This window comes from Streptomyces sp. NPDC088116, assembly GCF_044741745.1.
Lineage (GTDB): Bacteria > Actinomycetota > Actinomycetes > Streptomycetales > Streptomycetaceae > Streptomyces.
Window position 1 is genome coordinate 548316 of sequence record NZ_JBIUTF010000005.1, and the last position, 23980, is coordinate 572295.

General features: G+C 69.8%; 17 protein-coding genes and 2 pseudogenes. 12 read left to right on the plus strand and 7 right to left on the minus strand.

Features of this window, described 5'->3' with window-relative positions; all coding sequences use genetic code 11:
- The first annotated feature begins 75 nt into the window (after positions 1–75).
- The 3 genes from ACIOJD_RS22960 to ACIOJD_RS22970 all read left to right on the plus strand — a co-directional run bounded on the left by ACIOJD_RS22960 (position 76) and on the right by ACIOJD_RS22970 (position 5228).
- Positions 76–846, plus strand: coding sequence for a transglycosylase family protein (locus tag ACIOJD_RS22960; protein WP_401916640.1), 771 nt, complete (start codon positions 76–78; stop codon positions 844–846).
- A 286-nt stretch (positions 847–1132) separates the two neighbouring features.
- Entirely contained in the window at positions 1133–2503 is a 1371-nt protein-coding gene (locus tag ACIOJD_RS22965) for a S1 family peptidase (RefSeq protein WP_401916642.1), read from the plus strand.
- Positions 2504–2684: 181 nt separating this feature from the next.
- On the plus strand, positions 2685–5228 hold the full coding sequence (locus tag ACIOJD_RS22970) for a DEAD/DEAH box helicase (protein ID WP_401916645.1): 2544 nt from the start codon (positions 2685–2687) through the stop codon (positions 5226–5228).
- A gap of 96 nt (positions 5229–5324) precedes the next feature.
- Here the strand turns inward: ACIOJD_RS22970 and ribA are convergent, their stop codons facing one another.
- Positions 5325–5981 (minus strand): GTP cyclohydrolase II, encoded by a 657-nt coding sequence (gene ribA, locus ACIOJD_RS22975; RefSeq protein ID WP_401916647.1) that lies wholly within the window; start codon positions 5979–5981, stop codon positions 5325–5327.
- A 147-nt stretch (positions 5982–6128) separates the two neighbouring features.
- On the opposite strand from ribA, the gene ACIOJD_RS22980 reads away from it, so the two are divergent.
- Complete coding sequence (locus ACIOJD_RS22980) at positions 6129–6923, plus strand: creatininase family protein (RefSeq protein ID WP_401916649.1); 795 nt, start codon at positions 6129–6131, stop codon at positions 6921–6923.
- 29 nt (positions 6924–6952) lie between these two features.
- Positions 6953–8083 carry a RibD family protein gene (locus ACIOJD_RS22985; RefSeq protein ID WP_401917131.1) on the plus strand — a complete coding sequence of 377 codons (1131 nt, stop codon included), beginning with the start codon at positions 6953–6955 and terminating at the stop codon, positions 8081–8083.
- A 3-nt stretch (positions 8084–8086) separates the two neighbouring features.
- On the opposite strand, the pseudogene ACIOJD_RS22990 reads toward ACIOJD_RS22985, so the two are convergent.
- The 5 genes and pseudogenes from ACIOJD_RS22990 to ACIOJD_RS23010 form a co-directional block, all read right to left on the minus strand.
- A pseudogene (locus ACIOJD_RS22990) lies at positions 8087–9136 on the minus strand (lysylphosphatidylglycerol synthase transmembrane domain-containing protein); the annotation flags it as partial.
- Positions 9136–10110 (minus strand): class I SAM-dependent methyltransferase, encoded by a 975-nt coding sequence (locus ACIOJD_RS22995; protein ID WP_401916652.1) that lies wholly within the window; start codon positions 10108–10110, stop codon positions 9136–9138. The pseudogene ACIOJD_RS22990 and the gene ACIOJD_RS22995, both read right to left, overlap by 1 nt.
- Positions 10107–11375 (minus strand): glycosyltransferase, encoded by a 1269-nt coding sequence (locus ACIOJD_RS23000; protein ID WP_401917134.1) that lies wholly within the window; start codon positions 11373–11375, stop codon positions 10107–10109. The genes ACIOJD_RS22995 and ACIOJD_RS23000 overlap by 4 nt, the downstream gene beginning before the upstream one ends.
- Before the next feature lie 143 nt (positions 11376–11518).
- Positions 11519–11917 carry a 6-pyruvoyl trahydropterin synthase family protein gene (locus ACIOJD_RS23005; RefSeq protein ID WP_401882815.1) on the minus strand — a complete coding sequence of 133 codons (399 nt, stop codon included), beginning with the start codon at positions 11915–11917 and terminating at the stop codon, positions 11519–11521.
- A gap of 137 nt (positions 11918–12054) precedes the next feature.
- Positions 12055–13053, minus strand: a complete 999-nt coding sequence (locus ACIOJD_RS23010; protein ID WP_401916655.1) for a zinc-binding alcohol dehydrogenase — start codon at positions 13051–13053, stop codon at positions 12055–12057.
- 317 nt (positions 13054–13370) lie between these two features.
- On the opposite strand from ACIOJD_RS23010, the gene ACIOJD_RS23015 reads away from it, so the two are divergent.
- The 6 genes from ACIOJD_RS23015 (at position 13371) to ACIOJD_RS23040 (ending at position 19904) form a co-directional block, all read left to right on the plus strand.
- A complete protein-coding gene (locus tag ACIOJD_RS23015; RefSeq protein ID WP_401917137.1) occupies positions 13371–14099 on the plus strand; it encodes a CDP-alcohol phosphatidyltransferase family protein in 729 nt (242 codons plus the stop codon).
- Positions 14100–14575: 476 nt separating this feature from the next.
- Positions 14576–15049, plus strand: a complete 474-nt coding sequence (locus ACIOJD_RS23020; RefSeq protein WP_401916658.1) for a helix-turn-helix domain-containing protein — start codon at positions 14576–14578, stop codon at positions 15047–15049.
- 92 nt (positions 15050–15141) lie between these two features.
- Positions 15142–15609 carry a hypothetical protein gene (locus ACIOJD_RS23025; protein ID WP_401916661.1) on the plus strand — a complete coding sequence of 156 codons (468 nt, stop codon included), beginning with the start codon at positions 15142–15144 and terminating at the stop codon, positions 15607–15609.
- A gap of 41 nt (positions 15610–15650) precedes the next feature.
- Positions 15651–16898 carry an MAB_1171c family putative transporter gene (locus ACIOJD_RS23030; RefSeq protein WP_401916662.1) on the plus strand — a complete coding sequence of 416 codons (1248 nt, stop codon included), beginning with the start codon at positions 15651–15653 and terminating at the stop codon, positions 16896–16898.
- 8 nt (positions 16899–16906) lie between these two features.
- A complete protein-coding gene (locus tag ACIOJD_RS23035; protein WP_401916664.1) occupies positions 16907–17737 on the plus strand; it encodes an oxygenase MpaB family protein in 831 nt (276 codons plus the stop codon).
- 235 nt (positions 17738–17972) lie between these two features.
- A complete protein-coding gene (locus ACIOJD_RS23040) occupies positions 17973–19904 on the plus strand; it encodes a multicopper oxidase family protein (RefSeq protein ID WP_401916667.1) in 1932 nt (643 codons plus the stop codon).
- An 80-nt stretch (positions 19905–19984) separates the two neighbouring features.
- Here the strand turns inward: ACIOJD_RS23040 and ACIOJD_RS23045 are convergent, their stop codons facing one another.
- Positions 19985–21856 carry a potassium transporter TrkA gene (locus ACIOJD_RS23045; RefSeq protein ID WP_401916669.1) on the minus strand — a complete coding sequence of 624 codons (1872 nt, stop codon included), beginning with the start codon at positions 21854–21856 and terminating at the stop codon, positions 19985–19987.
- A 264-nt stretch (positions 21857–22120) separates the two neighbouring features.
- Between ACIOJD_RS23045 and ACIOJD_RS23050 the strand changes: the two are divergent.
- Positions 22121–23845: pseudogene (locus tag ACIOJD_RS23050) on the plus strand (YwqJ-related putative deaminase); the annotation flags it as partial.
- Positions 23846–23980: the final 135 nt, after the last annotated feature.

Consider the following 23980-nt stretch of genomic DNA (forward strand, 5'->3'; position numbering starts at 1 on the left):
ACTTAGTGCGTGCTTATCGGCCGTGGCGAGCACTGCGCCACGGCATTGCCGGAGCACAGTGGAGGAATTACCGTCATGCCGTCCTCATCCTTCGTCAAGCGGTCCGTCGAAGCGTTCTTGGCCATGCTGCTTGCCCCCCTGCTCGTCCCGCTGAGCGTGCTCGGCCTCGCGGGCCAGAGCGCCGCGGCGGTCGCCAAGCCGTCGCTCACGAACGGAACCGACTGGAACCGCATCGCCGCCTGCGAGAGCGGTGGCCGTTGGCATATCAACACGGGCAACGGGTACCACGGCGGTCTTCAGATCGCCCCGTCCACCTGGCGTGCCTATGGAGGCCATCGTTACGCACCCCGGGCCGATCTCGCCTCGCGGTCCGAACAGATCGCCGTCGGTGAACGCATCGTCCAGGCCCGCGGCCTGTCCCCGTGGCCCCATTGCGGGCGCAACGCCGCGACCAACTCCGGAAGCGGTTACTCCGGGAGCAGCCAGTCAGGAAGCTCCGGGGCCGGGAGCAGTCAGTCCGGAAGCAGCCAGTCCGGAAGCTCCGGGTCGGGCAGCTCCGGGTCCGGTAGCGTGACGCAGCAGCGCCAGTCGTCACCCTCCGCGCCGACGCGCCGCCTCAACAGGGACACCGTCTCCCCGGGCACGCAGTCCGGTTCGCACTCCACCCGCCCCATCTCGCCCAGCGCACGCACCTACGTCGTGCAGCCGGGCGACTGTCTTTCCGTCATCGCGCACCGTGCCGATGTCGAGGGCGGGACGAAGGCCCTGTACCGGCTGAACAAGCGGATCCTCGACAAGGGCCCGGACCACATCTACCCGGGCCAGCGCCTGCGCCTGCGCGCCTGAGACGCGCGGCTCCCCCGCACCGAGGCCCCACCGGCCCCACCGCTCCTCCCGGCATCGACCGGGCGGACGGGCCGGTGGGGCCTCGGTGTTGTCCGAGGCCGTACGAAGCGAGCCGCACTGAGTGAGCCGTACGAAGTGGTCCGTACGAAGTGGTCTGCACGAAGCGAGCCGTACGAAATGAACGGGACGGTGAACCTGACGCCGCGGCCGTACGTATGGGAGGAGGGCCCATCGATGACCGGGCTCCGGGCTGGAGACGTCGTACAGGACGACCTGGGAGCCACGGATGAAGCACGGACGGCGTACCCTCCGGCGGATCACACGGCTGGCGGCCGTCGGTGGGCTGATCTGCGGCGGGTTGATGGTCTCGAACGCCATGGCGGGTGAACCGGCCGACGGGGGAGCGGGCACCGGTGGTGTCGCCGCGGCCGGCGATGTGGGCGCGCGTCTGGTCGAGCGGCTCGGGACCGAGCGTACGGCGGGCAGTTGGATCGGTGCCGACGGGCGGCCCGTCGTCGCGGTGACCGACGAGGACGCGGCGGCCGAGGTCCGGCGGGCGGGCGCTCGGCCCCAGGCCATGCGCTACAGCATGCGCGACCTGCGCTCGGCCACCGAGACCCTGGGCGAGGCACCCCGGGTGGCCGGCACCGCGTGGGCGGTGGACTACGCGTCCAACAAGGTCGTGGTGCGGGCCGACAGCACCGTCTCCGCGGCCGACTGGTCCCAGTTGTCCGAGGTGGCCGAGGGGATCGGCGGGTCCGTGGAGATGGAGCGGACCGCGGGCTCCTTCGTCCCGAGGCTGAACGGCGCCTCCGCCATCTTCAGCGGCAGCGGCCGCTGTTCGGCGGGCTTCAACGTGACCAACGGCCAGGAGAACTTCGTACTGACGGCGGGGCACTGCGGTGCTGTCGGCACCACCTGGTTCCAGAACGAGCAGGGCGGCGGCCTGGTCGGCACCACGGTCGCCGGCAGCTTCCCCGGGGACGACTTCTCCCTCGTCCGGTACGGGGACGGCGACGCCTTCGACGGGACCAACGCGGTCGATATCGGCGGCGGCCAGGAGGTACGGATCATCGGCGCCGCCAACCCCGTGGTCGGCCAGCAGGTCTTCCGCAGCGGCAGTACCACCGGACTGCGCTCCGGGCGGGTCACCGCGTTGAACGCGACGGTGAACTACCGCGAGGGCACGGTCTCCGGCCTGATCGAGACGACGGTCTGCGCCGAATCCGGGGACAGCGGGGGCCCGTTGCTCGCCGAGGGGCTGGCGCTCGGGGTGACCTCGGGCGGCAACGGGGACTGCACCAACGGGGGCACCACGTTCTTCCAGCCGGTGACCACGGCGATGAACGTCCTCGGAGTGAGCCTCGTGGACGGCGGCGCGCGGACGGGCGACGGCATCGCCGCGGGTTCCGCCACCCCCGCACCGTCCGCCACGGCCTCGGCGCCGGCCGCCGCCGAACCCGTCCAGCCCGTCGAACCCGGCACACCGGGAGCCGCACGGCAGACGGTCACCGGGATCGTGGACGTGCGGACCTTCGTCCCGGGGCTGGCGATCATCGGCATCAGCCTGATCGGGTTGCTGTTCGCCCACCGGTATCTGTCGGAGCAGGCCGACCGCAGGAGCTATCGGAGCCAGTACGCGCAGAGTTGGGGCTGACCGGGGTCGTACGGAGGCTGACCGGGGTCGTACGGAGGCTGTCCGGAGTCGTGCGCAGGCTGTCCCGTACGGGAACTCTCGTACGGGAGCCGCGCCGTACAGAAGCCGTCGCGGCTCGCTAACCTGATGATCACAATCGGTGCGTCGTGCGCATCACCGTGTGACAGGGGGAGGAAGCCGAATGGACTTCAGCGAACGGCTGGCCAGTTTCACGTCGCGCCGCTACCGGGAGCTGCGGCAGTCCCAGGTGCGGGTGCTGGACGGCTACGTCCGGCACGCCGGAGATCCGGATGTGGCCATCGAACTGCCCACGGGGTTCGGCAAGACGCTGGTCGCCCTGCTGATCGCGGACCGCGCTCTGGAGGAGGGGCGAACGGTCGCGTATCTGACCGGGACCAACCAGCTCGCCGACCAAGTGCTGTTGCAGGCACAGGATCTGCCGGGCCTGGACGTGGTCAAATTCTCCTCGCAGAACTACCCTCCGGCTGCTCTCGCCGAGTACCACGACGCCCGAGCGGTGGGCGTCATGAACTACTGGACGTACTTCAACAGCAATCCCAAGGTCGAGCCGGCCGATCTGGTGATCTTCGACGACGCCCACCTGGCGGAGCAGCCGCTGGCCGGCCTCTTCGGTGTCCGGATCGGCGCCAGGGCCCAGAGCGATCTGTACGCGCGCCTGTGCGAACTCGTGCTCGCCCATACGGATCTGTACCCGTCGGTCGAGATGATGCGCACCGGCGACGCCTCGCCGACGCAGCCGCCCGAACTGCTGGCCTTCCCGCACTGGGCGGCGATAGCGGACCGTGCCGCGGACATTCTCGCCGAGAAGCTGCCGAAAAGTGACAAGAAGTTCCTCTGGCCGTCCCTGCGCCCGCATCTGTCCGCCTGCGGGGTGCTGATAGGCCCGTCCGCCATCGAGATACGTCCGTACCACCCCCCGACGCAGACGCTCCCCGGCTACCGGCAGTCCAGGCAACGCCTCTATCTCTCGGCGACGTTGGGCACGATGGACGACTTGCAGCGCCGTCTCGGTGTCGCCCCCGTGACCAATGTGCTCGACCAGCCGGTCGCGGAGGAGGGCATCGGCCGTCGAGTGCTGCTGCTGGCCCCGGACGGAGAGGGGGAGCCCTCCGTCACGGCGGAGAGCTTCGCGCTCGAACAGGCCGCGCAGGCCGGTCGTACCGCCTGGCTCTGCTCCTCCCACGCCGAGGCCGACGAGATCGAACGGGTGCTGGACAAGGCGGGTTTGACGGCGTACCGGCTGCGCGGTGGCGGGGACGACGGCGCGCTGGAGAGGTGGGGCGCGTCCGCCACGGGCCATCTGGTGACCGCGGGCCGGTACGACGGGCTCGACCTGGCCGAGGATCTCTGCCGGCTGGTCGTGCTGCCCAGCGTCCCGGCGGCCAGCACCGAGTTCGAGCGCTTCGTGATGGCGTACCTGGGCGATGCCACCTTTATGCGCCACCGTGTCGGACAGCGCGTCACGCAGGCGCTGGGCCGCGCCAATCGCAGCAACGACGACTGGGCGATGTACCTCGGACTGGCCCCGAGCTTCGGGACGTTGCTCGCCCAGTCCGCCGTCCGGCAGGCCATTCCCGCCGATGTACGTCCCGCCATCGACACGGCCCTGACCCGGCTCAGCGGCGGCTGGGGGCGGGCGCGGGGCGACGCGGAGCGGTTCTGGGAGGAGGATCCGGCGGCTGTCCGGCCGCCTTCGGCACCACACGATGGACAGCACAGTGGACAGCCGGCCCCCGCGCGCAGGCGTCCCGGACGGACCCAGGCCGCCGCCACGGCAGGCAGCGCGCCCCACGAGGTCAACGCCGTCAACCGGCTCTGGCTCGGGGACCCCCAGGGCGCCGCCGAGGCGGCCCGCAAGGCCGCGCTGGCGCTCTCCAACGCCGGCGAGATCGAACACTCCGCCTTCTGGAGGTACGTGGAAGCCCAGGCACACTTCGACGACCGGGGGCCGGGTGCGGCGGGGCGGGCGATCGACGCGTTGCGTCAGGCCACCCAGGCCGGTACGGCGACGGCGTGGTTCGTCCGGCTCGGCAAGGTCCTCGGCGAACTCCGGGGTGAACAGGCCACCCGTATCGACGACCAGCCCTGGATGGCGTGGGACGAGTGGATCGGCGAAGCGGGACCGGGCGGAATCCGGCGTGCCGTGACCCGCTGTCGCACCGGACTGACCGGCACCCACGACGAACAGGCCGAAGCGCTCGTCCTGTTGGGGCGGATCGCGGGCGTGGCGGCGGAGCGTCCCAGCGGTCAGAGCGTCACCGACGCGGACTGGAAATGGCCCGGCTCGCGCAAGGTGGAACGTCGGCTGTGGGAGGTCAAGACCGGTGAGCCGGACGCGATTCCCCGTGACTGGGTCGACCAGGCCCTGGGCCAGGTGGCCGCGGTCCGGCCCTCCAACCGCCTTCATGTCCTCGGGTGCGTGCTCACCCACCTCACCGAGATCGAGGACGACGCCGCGCAGGCCGCACGGGACACGCTCGCCCTCGTCCACCGGGACGCCGTTCTGGCGCTCGCCGAAGTGCTCGGTGACCGGCTGCTGAGCTATGTGGACAGCAGCGGCGGAGGCACCGCCGCCGAACGCGGCGCGGCCCGCGAGAGCGTGGAACACCGGATGCCGCACGGCCCGTGGCTCGCCGAACTCTTCGGCCCGTCCAACGGACGGCTCGTCCGCCGGGACGATGTCCTGCGGAGGTTTCCCGGCTGAGCCCGTGACAGGGGATGAACAGGGTGAATTCACACGGCCGAGGGGCCGTTCGTATCGGCCGTGTGAACAACCACCGGGCCCGTGCACCGCTGAGACTCAGGGCTGGTCGGCCACGCGGTCCAGGTGCGGGAGGTGATGGTCGAAGCGTTCCCGCTTGGTCCGCAGGTAGGAAATGTTCTCCTCGTGCGGGGGTATCAGCAGCGGAACCTGTTCGGTGATTTTGATCCCGTGCCGCAGCAACGCCTCGCGCTTGAGCGGGTTGTTGGACAGCAGGCGTACGGATCGCACCCCGAGGTCGTGCAGGATGTCCGCCGCCACCTGGTAGTCCCGGGCATCGGCCGGGAAACCGAGCGCGAGATTCGCCTCGACCGTGTCCAGGCCGTCGGCCTGGAGTTTCATCGCCTGGAGTTTGGCCAGCAGTCCTATGCCGCGGCCCTCATGTCCCCGAAGATAGAGGAGAATTCCTCGCCCTTCGCTGGTGATGGCACCCAGCGCCGCGGTCAGTTGATCGCCGCAGTCGCAATGCCTCGACCCGAAGGCATCTCCGGTCAGACACTCCGAATGCACGCGGACAAGTGGATCGTCCCCCTTGATATCGCCATACACCAGGGCCATTTGTTCGTCCGCGCGAGTGCGGTCCAGGTAGCCGACAGCGAGAAAATCGCCGTGTACGGTGGCCAGTCGGAGATCCACCACTCGTTCGACAACCGATGGGCCGACAGTGCCGCCGGACATGCCATCACTTTCTGTCATGCTCAGATCTTATCGGGCGGATACCCGTCCGTGAGTGCGAAAAAGAAAATGGGGCATCAATCAGTGTCTCGGATCACCATGTTCGGCCACGGGGCACTCCATTGCCGCGTAACCTGATCTTCCGTCCGAGAACGAAAGGCTGAAGAGATGAGCAGCGCTGGAATACCATCGACGGCCTCCGGGCTCCTGCCGTTGGAGACCACCGTGGACGTGGGGGAACGGAGGGCCGAAGTCGCCGTCCTGCCCATCGGCAGTTTTGAGCAGCACGGAGCATTTCTCCCCCTGGTGACCGACACGGTCATCGCGTGTGCCATCGCCGGGGAGATCGCGGCCGCGTATCCGGTGCACCGGCTCCCGCCGGTGACGATCTCCTGCTCGCACGAGCACGCCGCCTGGCCGGGAACCGTCAGTATTTCCGCCGCGACCCTCTACGCCGTTGTGCGGGACATCGCCGAATCGCTCCGCCGGTCCGGTATCCATACGCTCGTTCTGATCAACGGGCACGGCGGAAACTACGTACTGCGCAACGTGGTTCAGGAGTCCGCCGGAAGCGGCACGAAGATGGCGCTTTTCCCGGGATCGGCCGACTGGGAAGCGGCGCGGAACAGAGCCGATGTGCGAACGCCGTCGCACAGCGACATGCACGCGGGGGAAGTGGAGACATCCATCCTGCTGCATTCCCATCCGGACCTGATCCGCCTCGGCTATGAGACCTCTGACCATCTCGCCGACGGACGGAAACATCTGCTCACTCTCGGTATGGAGGCATATACGGAATCCGGCGTCATCGGGTGCCCGTCAAAGGCGTCCGCCGGTAAGGGGAAAGAACTGCTGGCCGGTCTTGTCGAGTCCTTCGCCGAATATCTCTCGCTGCCGGACACCGAAGGGCCCTCGGCCGGGATGTCCGACGACGCGGCCCACACCTCTGGGAGGACCCGATGACCGGCCGCGCCGCCGAGCACCGGAATGACATGCTGGATGCCTCTCAGGCCTGGGAACTCCTGCGCACAATCCGGTCCGAGGCGGAGGCCGAGGCCGCCGGGCTGCTCCGTACCGGCGAAAGCGAAAGCGAAAGCGAAGGCCAGGGCCAAAGCCAGGGCCAGGGCCGAAGCGAAAGCCAAAGCGAAAGTGAAGGCGAAGGCGGCGGCGAAGGCGTGAGCGACGCGAACGGGAACGGGAACGCCGACGCGCAGAAGCACTCGCGCCAGTGGCAGGGGAAGCCGGGGAACATCTCGCCCGAGGCGGATGCCCTCCTCGACCGTTACCTGCCCCTCTGCCTGGCCGGCCCGCAGGTCACGTTCGCGCAGCTGGGGCAGAGCCTGGACGGCTTCATCGCGACCCGTACCGGCGACGCCGACTACGTCACGGGCGAGGAGGACCGCGGCCATCTGCACCGCCTGCGCGCGCTCGCCGACGCGGTGGTCGTCGGAGCCGGTACCGCCGTCGCCGACGACCCCAAACTCACCGTACGTGCCTGCTCGGGAGCGAACCCGGTGCGTGTCGTCCTGGATCCGCACGGCCGGGTGCCGCTGCGGCGCGGCGTGTTCACCGATGGGTCAGCTCCCACTCTGTGGGTGGTGGGCGCGGGCCACGAGAACGGGCGGGCAGTTCCGGACGGCGTCGACGTCCTGTCCCTGCCGGACGGCGACGCGTTCGCGCCTCGGAACCTGGTGCGAACGCTCGCGCGGCGCGGCCTGGGCCGGGTGCTGATCGAGGGCGGCGGCATCACCGTGTCGCGTTTCCTCCACGAGCGGGCGCTGCACCGGCTGTACGTCACCGTGGCACCGGTCCTGCTCGGCGACGGCATCCCGGGGATCCGCTTCGCCGGCCCGGAGCTGATGCGGGACGCGCTTCGCCCGCGCATACGACGCTCCGCGCTGGGCGAGGACACGCTCTTCGACCTCGACCTCGACCTCGACCTCGACCTCGACCTTGACCTCGGGCGTGACCTCGGGCGTGTCGCCGGCTTCGATCCGGGCTCCGGGGGCGGTCTTCGTACGACGCCGGGCGGCGAACCACTGGCCGACGAGCACGCCGATACCGGGCAGACTCGCGGCGAAGGCGAGCACTCCGTACACCACGGAGACGGTCAGACCCAGTGACGCGCCCAGCCCCGCCGCGCCGAACGCCCACGCGGTGACGCCTTCCCGGGGGCCCCAGCCGCCGATGTTCAGCGGCAGTGCCATGGCGAGCAGCGCGAGCAGCATCAGGGGCAACAGCTCGGCCGACGACGCTGTTGCCCCCGAGACCCGAGCGGCGAGCAGGAACATGGCGAGATGCCCCGCCAGCACCGCGACGGAGGAGAACACCACTCCCGGCCAGCTCCCGCGGGCGAGCAGCGCCAGGCGTGCTTCGGTCAGTTCGCCCCGGAGCGCGTGCAGGGCCCGGTGAACGCGGTGTGCCCGGTGGGCGGGGGCCTCCCGCGATACAGGACGTGCCGCACGGCGCCGCAGCCGTACGGCGGCCACGATCGCAAGAGCGCACGCCACGGCGAGGACCACCGCGAGGACCGCGGCGGCGCCCGGCACACCGAGGAGACGGTGCGCCCTCTCCACGCCCAGTGCCCCGGAGGGGTGGGCGAGCAGCACCGTCACACCGGCCACGACGAGGACCACCTGGCCCGCGGTGCGTTCGAGGACGACCGCGCGGACACCCCGGCCGATGTCGCCGACGTGCTGCCCGTGCCGTACGGCACGGTGCACATCGCCCAGGACGCTGCCGGGCAGCGCCGCGTTCAGGAACAGGGCGCGGTAGTACGAGGCGACGGCGGCGCCCAGCGGCAGCCGGATCCCCAGCTCGCGGGCCACCAGGCACCAGCGCCAGGCGCTGAGCACGGTGGTGAACAGGCCGATGCCGAGCGCGGCCAGCAGGGTGAGGCCGTCGATCCTGCCGAGCCCGTCCAGGAAGGCGCCGGTGCCCAGCCGCCAGAGCAGCACCGCGAGGAGCCCCGCTCCGGCGAGCATGCCGAGGCGGTTGCGGAGCGCGCGCGGGATCACGGGGCGTCCGCGTCGCTCCTGACCGTGCGGGAGCACCGGGTCCGCGCCGCGCCCGCCGGGGAGCACGGGGTCGCCTCCGTGCCCGCGGCGGAGCGCGGTGTCCTTTCCCGGGCCCTGTCCGGCGCGGAGCACGGAGTCGCGCCCGTGCCCGCGCGCCATCACCGGGTCTCTCCCGTGAGCCTGGGCAGCGCCAGCAGATCGCTGTGGTGCACCACAGCCCGCAACTCACCGGCCGCACAGGTCGCCAGACGGTGCGTCAGATATGCGTCGGCGAGCGGCGCGAGCTCCGGCCGCTGCTCCCGGGCCGCGCCCACCCAGCCGCGCAGCCACTGTGCCGTCAGTTCGGACTCGTCGGCGCCGAGCCGCCACGCGCTGGCGTACGTCCGTACGGTCCCGCCGTCCTGCCGGTTGAAGGTTTCCCGGGCCACCGTGATCGCGTCGGGCCCGAGCAGGCCGCGGCCGTGATCGACGCGGCGCTGGTGGGCGTTGAAGGCTCGGCCGATCTCGGCGTCCAGCGGGTCGGCCGGGGTGAGTTCGACCAGTCCCGCCACGGAGAGCGTCAGCAGCGCCGGACAGCCGGCCCCCGCGCAGGCCGCGGCGAGACTCTCCACCTCGTCCCGGGTGAGCAGATCCAGCAGCGCGGAGGCGGTCACCAGCGAGGTGCCCGCGAGGTCGGCGGCGGTCAGAGCGGCGATGTCGCCCTGCTCCGTCGTGACGGTGACGGGGCTGCCGTCGGCCGCCGCACGGGGCATGCGCGCGACGGCCCGGTCGAGGAGATCGGGGTCGCGGTCGTGCAGGATCCAGTGCTGGGGGCCGTTCAGCCGGGGGGCGAGCCAGCGGCCCATGGAACCGGTGCCGCAGCCGAGATCACGGATCACCAACTCGCCCGGTGTGTCCATGAGTTCCGTCGCCGGACCCGCCTTCTGGCCGGACGGCTCCGCCTCCGTACGCCCTTCCGGACCGGGCACCGGTACCGGGCCGGGACGGCGCGAGTCCCTGCGGTGGCGCGCGGCCGGAGCGGCCAGGTGGTCCCGCAGCGGGTCGAGGAAGTCACGTGCGCGGGCGGCGGCGTCGGCGCCCTCGCGCAGCTCCAGCCACTCAGGGGTGTAGCGAGTCTCGTCGGTCGTGTTCACGCGGTCCTCCGGGGTTCTTGCCGGAGCTGTTCCAGCGCGTCGGCCAGGCTCCGTGATGTTGTATCCCAGCCGGTCAGAGCGGTACGCCGGTGGAGCGCCGCCGCCTTCGACCGACGGCGTACGCCGGGTTCACCCAGCCAGCGGCGCAAGGCCGCCGTGAGAGCCGCCGGGGCCTGTTCCGGGGCGTCCGCCGGTTCCGGTGTCCGTTCCGGCGACGGGTTCTCCAGTGGTCTTTCCTGTGGTGTCTCCGGCGCTGTCTCCTGTGGTGTCTCCTGCGCTGTCTCCTGCGGTACGAGGATGCCCGGCACGGTGCCGTCGGGCGCGTGCCCGACCGCCTCGGGGAGTCCGCCCACGGCCGTCGCCAGTACGGGAACGCCGCGCGCGAGCGCCTCGGTCACGGCCATGCCGTACGTCTCGGCGTACGAGGCGAGCACCAGGAGGTCGGCGGCGGCATAGCTCGCCTCCAGCTCCGGGCCGGTACGCGGGCCGACGAGACGCACCCGGTCGCCGAGGCCCGACGCCTCGATCAACTCCCGTACCCGGGCGACATGGCCGGGGTCCTGGCCCAGGCCGCCGACGCAGACACAGGTCCAGGGCAGGTCGGAGAGGGCGGCGAGGGCCCGCACCAGCCGGTGGTGTCCCTTGCGCGGGGTCACCGAGGCGACGCACAGCAGGCGCGGGGCGTTGCCGGTGCCGGGCGCCGTACCGTCCGCCGTACCGGACGCCAGGGGTGCGATGTCGGCTCCGGGGGCGGCGACATGGACCCGGCCGGGGTCGAGCCCGTGGTGGTCCACGAGTCTGCGCGCCGCCCAGTGACTGGTGGCCACGACCACCGAAACGGCCCGCAGGGTCCTGCGTTCACCGGCGTGCAACTCCGCCGCCAGGGCGGGGCCGAGGCCCGTTTCGTCGGCCAGCGGCAGGTGCACCAGCACCGCCAGGCGCAGCCGCCCGGCCTCGGGTACGACGATGTCCGGGGCGGCGCAGGCGATGAGGCCGTCGAGGAGGAGGACGCTGCCGTCGGCCGACTCCGCGAGCAGCCGGGCCAGTGAGGCGCGGTCGGCCGTTCCGGGCTGTGGCCAGCTGCCCGGAACGGTGTGTTCGTGGACCTGCCAGCCGACGTGCGGCAGTTCCTCGCACACCCGCCGGTCGTAGATGTTGCCGCCGCTCGGCGCGGCCGGATCGTCGATGCCGCCGGGCAGTACCGCGTGCACTTCCCGTACGGCAGGTACTTCCTGTACGGCAGGTACTTCCCGTACGGCAGGCACTTCCCGTACGGGAGGTACCTCCCGTACGGCAGGCACCTCCCGTACGGCAGGCACCTCCCGTACGGCAGACACCTCCTGTACGCCAGGCACCCCTCGTACAGCACCTACCGCCCCATCGGACGTCGTAGTGGCGGCGGTGTGGCTCACAGGGTCCGCTCGTAACTCGCCCATGCGATATGCGATTCGTGCAGGGTGACCGTGATGCCGGTCAGGCCCCGGGCGCCCTCGCCCAGAGCGCCCGCCTCCACCCGGTCGGCGAGGCGGTCGGCGATGACCTTGGCCAGGAACTCCGTAGAGGTGTTGATACCGGCGAACTCGGGTTCGTCGTCGAGATTGCGATAGCTGAACTTGCCCACCACCTCACCCAGTTCACGGGTGGCGAGTCCGATGTCGACGACGATGTTGTCGGCGTCCAACTCGGGCCGGCGGAAGGTGGCGTCCACGAGGAACGTCGCTCCGTGCAGGCGCTGCGCCGGTCCGAAGACCTCTCCACGGAAGCTGTGCGCGATCATGAGGTGCTCGCGGACGGTGACGCTGAACAACGGATGTCCCTCCAGGTCTGACGAGTCCGGCCCGCTGCCGGGCCGTAGACGAGTACGGGCGGAGCCCGTCGCTTGTTCACGTGCTCGCTTGTTCACGTGCTCGCTTGTTCACGTGCTCGACGTCCGGGCCGTGAGGCTCAGGCGGAACCCTTGGCCGGGACGTCGTCGTACAGGACGCGGTGGCACAGCCCGGGAAGGTCACCGGCGGCGATCCTGGGCAGCTCGCGTGGCAGTTCCTCGAAGGCGCATTCGCCGGTGATCAACGCGTCGAAGGCGGGGTCAGCGAGCAGATCGAGCGAGAGCGCGAGCCGGTCGGCGAAGGTCCGGCCGGCGCGCCGGGCGGCCGATACGGCTCCCACCTGGCTGGCGCGCAGGACCAGGCGGCGGGAGTGGAAGGCCTCGCCGAGCGGCAGACTGATCCGCCGGTCGCCGTACCAGCTCAGTTCCAGGACCGTCCCCTCCGGAGCGAGGAGTTCCAGCGAGCGCTCCAGTCCTTTTTCGGTGGCGCTGGCGTGGACGACGAGGTCGCAGTCGCCCAGGGCGTCCCCGGGAAGCGCGAAGTCGACGCCCAGTTTCCGGGCGATGGCGGCTCGGCCGGGCTCGGAGTCGACCAACTGGACCCGTACGGACGGGTACTTGGCGAGGACGGCGGCGACCGAGCAGCCGATCATGCCGGCTCCGACGACGGCGATCCGGTCACCGATCAGCGGCGCGGCGTCCCATACGGCGTTCACCGCGGTCTCCACGGTCCCCGCCAGCACGGCCCGCCCGGCGGGGACACCGTCCGGCACCGGGGTCACGGCGCTCGCCGGGACGACGTACCGGCTCTGGTGCGGGTAGAGGCAGAAGACCGTACGGCCGAGGAGGTGGCGCGGCCCTTCCTCGACGAGGCCGACGTTGAGATAGCCGTACTTGACGGGCCCGGGGAACTCGCCGTCCTGGAACGGCGCCCGCATCGCGGTGTGCTGGCTTTCCGGCACGCCTCCCCGGAAGACCAGCGTCTCCGTCCCACGGCTCACACCGGAACACAACGCGCGCACGACGACGTCGTCGTCACCTGGCGCGGGCAGGGAAACGTCCCGTATCTCGCCGTGTCCGGGTGAGCGGAGCCAGAATGCGCGGGCGACGCGCTCCATGAAGGTCCTCCTGAACGCTGGGGCGACGGCTCACGTAGTTGCTGGGTACGAGGCCGCGATCACCGTACGCGGCACGCATCGACTCAGCTAGACAGCCGGGGTGAACCGTGAGCCTGTACGAGTACGAGTACGTGTACGAGATCACGGCGGGGGTGCGCGAGAGCAGGGCGGGCAGACGCGGGAGCACCGCGAAACGGCGCGGGACCACCGTGAATCGGCGCGGGAACCCCGCGAATCGAGGCGAGACCCGAGGCGCTCCTGGCCCCTCCGAACCTTCCGAGCCTTCCGATACTTCAGGCACCTACGCGACAACGGCGCTGAGGTGGGAGACGGCGGCGGGACTGGGCGCTCAGTGGCTCCTGCTGCTTCTGCTCAGCACGGAGACCGGTCTGGGGCCCGCGGGATGGCTGACGGGGGCGGTGGTCGGGATCGCCATGTGGGCCGTACTCACCCGCGCCCTCCACCGCTCGTGGGCCCGCCCCTTCGGCCCGGCCAATCACGTCACACTGGCCCGTGCGACGCTCGTCGGCGGCGTGGCCGCGCTGGTCGCGGACTCCTTCGTGAACCCGCCGCGCATCCCGGCCCTGGTCGCCCTCACCACGGTGGCGCTGATCCTCGACGCGGTCGACGGCCAGGTCGCCCGCCGCACCGGGACGATGTCCGAACTGGGGGCGCGTTTCGACATGGAGGTCGACGCGTTCCTCATCCTCGTGCTGAGTGTCTTCGTCGCCGCGTCGCTGGGCACGTGGGTGCTGCTGATCGGCGCCATGAGGTACGCGTTCGTCGCGGCGGCCCGCGTACTGCCCTGGCTGAACGGCTCACTGCCGCCGAGCATGGCCCGCAAGACGGTGGCGGCGCTGCAAGGGATCGTCCTTCTCACGGCGTCCGCGGGAATCCTTCCGCCCGTGACCGAAATGGCGATGGTCCTCGCGGCACTCGCGCTGCTGATCTGGTCCTTCGCGCGGGACATCGGGTGGCTGTGGGACGTCGAGATGAGTGACGGCGGCATCGCGGTGACGCGGGGCGCGACGCACGAGAGCGTCTGAGCCACTCGCCCGCCCACGCCCGTCGCAGTACGGACCACGCCCAGCTGTACGGAATCCCCGAATCCCGCATCCCCGAATTCCGATCCCGGATCCCCAGATCCCGGATCCACGAATCCCCGGAGACAGCGCCGTTGCCATTGCAGCGGCCTGCCTCGCTCCCACTCGCCGAAGCTGAGCGGGAACGAGGTAGGCCGCCGGCCTCAGCACCGGGCGCTGTTGCCCACCCCCGTGGGGCAGCGGCGCCCAGCGCCTGTGGAACCGGGCGCTGTTGAGGAACGGCCGTGAGGCGCGTCCGCCAGCGTGGTCGATCCTGGACTTAAGCTCGGCATAAGTCAACTATTGTTGATTGAAAGATAAACCATACCGGTCGGTTCCGTCACCCTTGCGTCTTTTGTCCGGAATATTCACAACGATCGTGTGAATCGGCACGTTGGCGTAAGCCCCGCTGAAGGGCGAAGAGTTCTATGATCCGGCCCATGGCCACCGATTCTCCACACTCAGAAGCGTCGGCTCATCCACCTGGCGAAGGTGAGGAGCTGACGGACTCCGCGGACTCCGCGGACTTCGCGGCCCGCTTCCGGCGTGTGATCTCGGTGATCTACCCGAAGGACTTGGGCCGTCCCTGGCGCGACTCGGAGATCGCCGAAGGTACCGGTCTGAGCGGCACCTATATCGGCAACCTCCGCAAGGGCTCGCAGAAGCCCAGTCTGGAGAACGCGGTCAAGATCGCAAAGTTCTTCGGCATTCCGCTGGACTACTTCAGCGACACTGCCACCGCGCAGGCCGTCGAGCGGGACCTGCGGAAGATCGAGGCGCTGCGGGACGCCCGGGTGGAGCGCATCGCGATGCGGGCGGCCGGTCTGCCCCCCGAAATGCAGGACGCCGCCCTTACTGTTGTGGAACAACTGCGAAAGGCGGTCGGACTGCCCGACGGCCGCCCCGAGACGTGACCGACTACCAGCAGACGCCGTTGGGGCACTGGCGGCTGGTTGATGGGGATGACGTGCGAGATCTTGGACGTACCCGCCGGCGGATGCGGGCCATGGTCAGAGAGCTGGACCTGCCGCGGATGAGCACGGTCGAGGAGTTGTGCGCGGCGGTCGCCGAGCGGACCGGCCGTCCCGTACGGCTGGTGCCGCGGCGCATGCGGGTCGGTGAGCCGTCGGGATTCGTCGAACGCCTCGTGGACGCCGACGTCGTCCACTTCGAGCAGGAGACCTCGGGACTGCACCAGGCGCACATCATCTGCCATGAGTTCGCGCACCTCCTGTGCGGGCACCTCGGCGAGGCCCCGACCGAGGACGAGGAGGCGGCCCAGGTGGAATTGCCCACCATCGACGCCGACATGCTCCGACTGGTCCTCGGGCGCTCCCACTACGATGGCGCGGCGGAAGAGGAAGCGGAGATCCTGGGGGCCGAGTTGACGCGCACCCTGGTACTCGCGCCCGGGGCCGGGACCACGTCCCAACTGGCACCCGCGCTGGAACACCGTAAAGGGCAGCATGTCTGAGACGCGCGGCGGGCGGCAGCCGGAGATATGTGAAGGACGGCATGTCTGAGATACCCGACACGCCGTACAACATCGTCTATCTCGGCATCGGCACGGCGTCCTGGATCGTGGCCGGCCTCAAGATCCGGGCGTGGCGCCGGGATCCGTCCCACGGCCTGCTCGTCGTCGCCCTGACGATCGCCGCCCCCGCGACCTCGTTCGTGGTGGCGGCCCCGGTGCTGTACCGGCTGATCGACCGGCTCGCGAACCGCGGCAACCTCTCGACCCTGCTGGTCTACCTGGGCATTACGGGTTTCTCCGCCGCCGCCGTGGTGCTGGCCCGGATGTGGACCCCGCCGAAGGAACGCTCCAACTCGCAGGTGTGGGAAGCGGCCACCGAGGCCACCTGGCGTGAGCTGCGGCGGCGCCTGGCGGTGTTCGCCGTCCTGGTCCCGGTGATGATCGCCCTGTTCTTCACGGGGGGAGCCGACAGCCCGGAGACGCCTCTCACGTTCGACACCACCTTCGCGACGATTCCGCAGATCGCGGTGTTCCTGGTCCTCTACCAGGCGCTGTTCGGCTTCGCGCTGATCGACATCAGCCGGGTCTGCTTCGGCCACGCCTCCCGGCTGCCGCACGGGTGGCTGCGCCGGGGCATCCGGCTGATCGCCCTCGGCGGGATCGTCGCCTGCGGCTACGTGGTGTGCAAGCTCGTCGCGATCGGTACGGCCTTCGCCCGGGTCACCGGGACGGAGTGGCTGAGTACCGCCCTGGGCCCCGCGTTCGCCGCGCTCGGAGCCATGTTGATCACGGCCGGTTTCGCCGGACCGGCCGTCGCCGCCTGGACCCGCCGGCGACGCGACTACCAGGCCCTGCGCCCCCTGTGGGACCTGGTGTACCGGGCGGACCAGCGCCTGGCGCTGGAAGCGCCGCCGTCGGCCTGGACCGAACGGCTGGCGTTCCGGGACCTGGAGTGGCGTACCGCCCGGCGTGGACTGGAGATCCGCGACGGCCAGCTGACACTCCGCCCGTGGGTCGATCCCACGGTCGTCACCGCCGCCACCCGGGTCGCCGGGCGGGCGGGCCTGGACGACGGGGACCGGGCGGCACTGATCGTGGCCGCCGCGCTGCGCTTCGCCGTCGAGGCGCTGAACACCGGAACCCCGCCGCGCCCCCGCGAGGACCAGGCCCCGCTGCCCGGCCTGGACGCGGAACCGGCGGAGGAACGGGCACACCTGGTGCGGGCCGCGCACTACCTGTACGCGCCCCTGACCGGCGAGGCTCTGGCCGCCGCCACGGCGACGGGGTGAACGCCGGGATGAGTGACGCACAGAGTGGGAGCGGCGCCCGCGAAGCGAACGGTGAGCACGGTGTGAGCGGTATGTACGACGCACAGGGCGCCCCCAGGGCGTACGACCCACAGGGCGCCCCCAGGGCGTACGACCCACAGGGCGCCTTTGCCCGCCTCGTACTGGAGACGATGCCGGAGGAGTCCCGGGTCGGACTCACCCTGGGCTTCGTGCGGACCTTCGGCATTCCGGAGATCGCCCAAGTGCTGGACTCCACCGGCCGGATGACCAACGAGCCGCGCGGCAGGGCCAAGGCGACCGGGGTGGCCATGTTCGGCCTGATCGGACAGGGGCTGGAGAGCGCCGAGGGCCGGCGGATCGTCGAGAGCCTGCGCCGGATCCACGACCGCCCCGACATCACGCCCGAGCTGATGCGCTACGTGCTGGCCTGTTTCACCGTGTGCCCGCTGCGGTTCATCGACCGCCACGGGTACCGGCCGGTCACGGCCGAGGAACGGGACGCGGCGTACACCTTCCACCTGAGCCTGTCGGACGCCCTCGGCCTGCCGGATTCCGAGGACGGCCAACTGGACGGCGTGGAACGCTGGATGAGCGACTACGAGAGCCGTCGCTTCGCCCCCAGCGAGGCGGGCCGTACGCTCTGGGCCGCCACCAGCAGAGGCCTCCTGGCCGCCCGCCTCCCCGCTCCCCTGGCCGGCCTCGCCCCAGCGGTGGCCGCGTCGCTCCTGGACGAGCCGCTGCGCACGGCCCTGGACGTACGCCGCCCACCCGCACCCGTTCGCGCCCTGGTGACCTACGCACTACGGGCACGGGCACGCTCCCGGCGTGCTGCTTCCTGAGGCCGGTCACACGCGGCTGTGGACAACGACCTGGCCGTCCCCGCGGGCCGCGGCCCCGCCGTCCACGGGGCGGCGCTCGACCTCTGACGTCCTCCGCATCGGCGAAATGGCCGAAAATGATGGCAACTTCCTCGGAACATACCGAATGGGGCAACCGGGGACGGAGAGGATGAGTCCTTGCCCGTGAAGCTGCCACCGGGGGAGGTGGCACGGGGGAGTCAACGGGGGTTGGATCGTGTCCGACATCATCAGTGCGCCTGCCTCGCAGGCGCACAACCACAGCACCGACAGCACCGGCACAGACGGAACCGACAGCACTGGTATCGACAGCACCGGAACCGACAGCACTGGTACCGACAGTACGGTCGGCAGGGAGCCGGAAGCGGGCGGTCTGACGCCCTACCTGGACCCGCTGCGGGTGCCCGAGACGCTGTGTCCGGGCAGCGGGCCGGAGAAGGTCGAGCTGAAGTCGACCTGGGTACGGCTGCATTCGCAGATGGCGCCCACTCATGTCTGGGCCTACAACGGGCAGTTCCCGGGGCCCACGATCGACGTGCGCAGCGGGCAGCGGGTCCGGATCGACTGGCACAACCGCATCAGGAGCGGCCCGTACCCGGTCGCGGCGGGCGAGGCACCGGCCGTCAACGGCGCCCCGGCGCCCAGCGCTCAGCCCGGCCGCGGCGAGGGGTTCGTGGAGATCAAGGAGGTGGCCGACCTCCCCGCCTGGTCCGTGACGCATCTGCACGGCGCGGAGACCGGTGGCGGCAACGACGGCTGGGCGGAGAACGCGGTCGCGTACAAGGACACCCAGCTCTCGGAGTACCCGAACAACCAGCCGGCCACCACGCTCTGGTACCACGACCACGCCATGAACATCACCCGGTGGAATGTCTACGCCGGCCTGGTCGGGATGTACGTGATCCGTGACGAGGAAGAGGCCGCACTGCACCTGCCGGGCGGTACGTACGAGGTCCCGCTGATCCTGTCCGACCGTAACTTCGAGACCGACGGCCGGGGTCGGCCGACCGGAGAGCTGCTGCACAAGGTGCGCAGGGCTTCGGCCGTGCCGGACAAGGAGACGGGGAAGTTCGTCGCCCTCCCGTTCAGCGGCCCGTACACCCTGGTCAACGGCGTGGTGTGGCCGCACTTCGACGTGGAGGCCCGCTGGTACCGCTTCCGGCTGCTCAACGCCTCCAACGCGCGGATCTACAACCTCGCCCTGGTCGACGAGAACAACCGGCCGGTGAGGGGAGTGGTCCAGCAGATCGGCTCCGACGGCGGCCTGCTGCCGCGACCGGTCGCGGTGGAGTACGACGAGACGGCCCTGCGGGGGCTCTCCGTCGCTCCGGCCGAGCGTATGGACCTGCTCCTGGACTTCCGCGCACTGCGCGGGAAGAGGCTGCGGCTGGTCAATGTGGGAGGACAGCCGGCGGGTACGCCCGACCCGGCGCGTGACGTGCTGTTCCCGCAGGTCATGGAGTTCCGCGTGGCGGACCGCCCGGTCACCGACCGGTTCGTGCTGCCCGGCGTCATCTCCTCGTCCTTCCGCCGCCTGACCCACGAGACGCCGCACGGCCACCGTCTTGTCGTACTCGCCCCGCCCGGTACGAAGGGCGGTGGCGGCCACCCGGAGATCTGGGAGATGACGGAGGTCACCGACGGTTCCGCGCGGCCGGGGCAGGACGGTGTCATCGCGGTCACGGGCCAGGGGGAACAGACCCCGAAGATCTACCGCCGGATCGCCCGGACCTTCGACGACACACTCGGGTTCAAGGTCGCCCACGGCGACTACGAGTTGTGGAGCTTCCTCAACCTCTCGGGCCCCACACACCCGATGCACATCCACCTGAGCGAGTTCCAGGTACTGGCACGCGAGGTGTACGACGCCTCCGGCTTCGACCCCGCGGGCGCGACGACCACCATCCCGGTGACCTACACCGGATCGACCGCCGTACCCGTGAACGAGCAGGGCTGGAAGGACGTTTTCCAGGTACGGCGCAACGAGATGGTCAAGGTGATGGGGCAGTTCACCGGTGCGCACGGGCGGTTCATGTACCACTGCCACCTGCTGGAGCACGAGGACATGGGCATGATGCGGCCCTTCGTCGTGATGCCCCCGGAGGTCCTGGTCTTCGACCACCACCAGGCGGGTCACGGCGGCCACTGAGCGCGGCGCTTGCGGTGGAAGTTCCTGGAACCGGCAGCCCGCTGGTTCCAGGAACTTCCACCGGTCCTCAGCTCTCGTCCTCAGTCCTCGGCGAGCACCACGACCGTGTCGCCCTCGTTCAAGGTCAGCGGCGCGCTCTTGCAGGGGTTGAGGTACACGCCGTAGAGCGGCGGCTCGTCGCTCTGCTGTGCCAGCCGGTAGCCGATGGCCGTCTCGCCGCGCTGCCGGGCGGACTCGATCACGGTGGCGAAGTTCGCCTCGGCGCCCGGAACGACATAGCCCGGGGCCGGCTTGAGGTAGATCTCCGATCCCCTGGGGTCGAAGAGGTCGGCGAACACCGCGTACAGGTGGCGGTTCTCGGTGAGTTGAGTGAGCAGGAGGCTGATCACCTTGGTGCTGACGATGAAGTCGTCGGCCTTGGTGACCTGGGCGACCTCACGGTTGGCGTCGTCGTTCATCTCGGTGACGATCGAGTACGGGTCGCCGAGCTGGATCTCGATGTCGCGCAGGTGGAGGAGGGTGACCAGGGTGCGGTCGTCGGCCCGGCCGGGGTCGATCGAGTCGTCCGTCAGTACCACGATCTGGCGGTAACTCCCCAGGTCCAGCGACTCCAGCGACGGACGCCGGACGGGGTCGCACTGCTTGAAGCCGACCGTCAGGTTGTCCAGTCGCCCGCTCACATCCTCCCGAGGCCGGCCCGGGGCGGCGACGTCCACCACGGAACCCGGTTTCACCAGACGGTCGAGCAGCGAAATGATCTTCGCGGCACGCTGGTTCCAGCCGATCATCAGGGTCCGGTCCGGCACCGGTGAACAGATGTCGCCCGCCGTGATCGCCGACCGTACGACCGTGGCCCGTGGGTTCGCCGCCTTGATGAGCAGATCGTCCTCCGCGACCATCAGCAGCCGGTCCCCGCGGCCGATGACGGTGTCCATCGGGGGATTGACCAGTATCCCGCCGTCCTCGCGGTGCAGGCCGATGGGTACGCCGAGCTCGAAGGCGCTCAGCGATTCCCCGTAGCCGGAACCGGCCAGTGCCGGCTCGGCCCAGGAGTAGATCTCGTTGCCCATGAAGCTGAGCAGTTCGTTGAAGACGGTGGACAGGCCGGACTGCCGGTGGGATTGCACGATCAGCCGTACGGCGATGTCGTCGACATCGATCACCAGGGTGTTCTCGCCCGCGGCCAGCCGGGCGGCCGCCAGGTTCGCGGAGCTCTGCACGGCGGCCACCACATTGGGCCGGGTCCCCCGCCACGTACGGCTGTTCAGCAGCAACAGCACCTTGATGACATCTATGTCGCTGTCGTCCCCGACGGGCGGCAGAACCATGATCGCCTTGGCCGTGTCCGGACTCACCAGCTCCAGGTCACCGCGTTGCAGCGGACTGCCGGAGCGGCATATCACCCGCGTCTTCCCCGGGTCCGGGATCCGCCGCCGGATCTCGTCGTCCATCCTGGCCTTGTCCCGGTCGGCGAGGATCACCACGCAGGAGCGCCGTTCGCTCTGATTGGCCTCCACCAGCTCCGCGATCACGGTGAAAATCTGATCCGACCAGCCCAGCACGATGGTGTGCCCGTGCTCGATCAGCCGCGACTTGCCCTTGCGCAGCTCCTGGATACGGATCTCCAGGCCGGTCGTCAGCACACCGATCAGCGCGCTGACGATGAAGATCCCGCCGATGGTCACCGTCAGCATGAGGATCAGGAACAGCGGCTGCCCGGTGTCCCCGCCCATCGTGCCCGGGTCGAGCGTGCGCAGCAGAGCCATCCAGATGACGCCGGACCAGCCGCCGTTCGCCACCGTGTCCTTGTCGGCGAAGACGACCACCGCGCAGGAGACCAGAGTGATCAACGCCAACGAGGCCAGCCCGAGCCAGCCGATCAGCGCGGGGGTGCCACGGTCCATCGTCCCGTCGAACCAGTACCGCACTCGCTCCCGCGGCGATTTACGCATGCCCACAACCTCCGTAGCTCCTTCCCTGCCGCCGGCCTCAACGGAACTGTCCCCACTGCCGGTCTCAACAGGACTGTGTGGGCGGCGTTTTACTCCTGGAGGGTGTCGTCCGGGCGCCCTGCGGCGCCAATCGGAGCGCCGCCCGGCCCGCCGACACGGGCTACCGGAAGGTGTCAGCCCCTCGGGGGTGTAAGTGCCTTTGTGCCAGACTCTGTTCGCGCAGGCAGTCGGCGAACGTGTGTGTTTTTACGGGGGGTTGGGGCTGTGGCTGTCACGGTGCCGGATTGGGCTGACACGCTGCTGGACGTGATCGGTGTGTCGTGGCCGAACGTGGATGAGGACGCGTATCGGGACATGGCGGATGCTCTGCGGGAGTTCGCGGAGGATCTGGAGGATGACGGTCAGCTGGCGAACAATCATGTGCAGCGCTTGTTGTCGTCGGGTCATGGTGAGGCACTCGATGCGCTGAACGGGCATTGGGGGAAGGTCAAGGACAAGCACATCAAGGACATCGCGTCGGCGGCGCGGACGATCGCGGGTGCGTTGGACACGGCGGCTGTGGCGATCGAGGCCATGAAGGGTGCGGCGCTGGTCCAGCTGGGGTATCTGGCGGGCGAGGTGGGGGTCTCGCTGGCGTTGATTCCGGTGACCGGTGGTCTGTCGGCGCTGCTGGGGGCGGGGGCGATCCGGGCGACGCAGGAGGTCGTCAAGCGGCTGATCAAGGAGGGGGCGGAGGAGGCGGTCGGCTATATCGTCTCGGCGATGACCGAGCCGGCGGTGGCGGCTCTGGAGAATCTCGCCGCTGATCTCGTGGTGCAACTCGGTGCTACGGCGATGGGGTTGCAGGGTGGTGTGGACCTGGATCAGGCGAAGAAGGCGGGCGCGGAGGGGTTCAAGGAGGGTGTGCAGGGGTCGAAGGACGCCATGAACCTCGCGTCGGCGGGCGGCGGTGGCGGAAACGGCGGTGGCGGTGGCGGGACGGGCGGGCCCGGCAAGGGTTTCCATATCGAGCATGCCGAGCACGATTTCGCGGGCACGATGCTCAATGGCGTCAGTGTGGGCATGCACGGCAAGACGACGGGCAAGTTGTCGAAGGCGAAGACGGCGCATGGTCGTACGCGTGGTCGTGACTCCATAGCCGAGGTCATCGATCCGGTGGCGGACAAGGCGATGGACGCGCTGGAGAAGGCCGTCAAGACGATGGGCGACCACGTCGGCACGACCCTGCCCAAGACCGTCAAGCAGATATCCAAGGACCACAAGAACAACGACGACGACATCCGCGCCCGCCTCGCCAAGGAACGCGGCAAGGACGGCGACGGCGGTGGGCGTGGTGGCAACGGAAGCGGTGGCAACGGAAGCGGTGGCAACGGAAGCGGTGGCAACGGAGGAGGCGGCCATAACGGTGACCCCGGCCGTCGCCCCATGGAACCGCAACCCTCCTGGCACGGTCGCAGCGCGGGAAGGATGCGCCACCACCGGCGCGACGCTCTCCACGTCGATCATTTGGATGACCAGGCGCGGCGGCGTCTTCTGGAGTCGGAGGCACGAGCCCTGGCCGACGACACTCAGAAGGCCAAGGGATCGGTGGTCGAGGGCAAGGACGGGATGAAATCGGGCTGCGCGGGAGCCCTCATCCACGACGGTGTTCTCACCACGCATACGAGTACCCAAGCGCGCCACGGACAGAAGAAGCCGGAGGCCCACCCGGTCGTCCAGGACGTCTATGACGACATCGCGGCACGCGGCGAGGCCGGCGAGATCCTGGTCGGACGCGGACACGGTAAATGTGCGGAAGTAGCATTGGTGTCCGACCGGTTGCATCAGCTGGAGGCCTCGGGCGTAAAAGTGTCGACACTCGAGGACGCCAAGAAGGCTCTGTCTGGAAGTGTTATCCACACGGTCGTGGTGGGCGATCAATTCGGCAGCGAGGGGGCGAAGATGGGTCATGGCGACTACTTCCCTCCATGCGACAGTTGCACTCACGCCCTCCCGGCGCTCGGTGTATCACCGCACCGGTGAAGTCCGACTTGCGAGTGCGTCCGCAAGCCGGTCCGCAGCCCGTTTACCGTCCGTTCGAAGACAGTTCGCAATGTCAGCAGTCCGTCCGTAGTTCACTCGGGA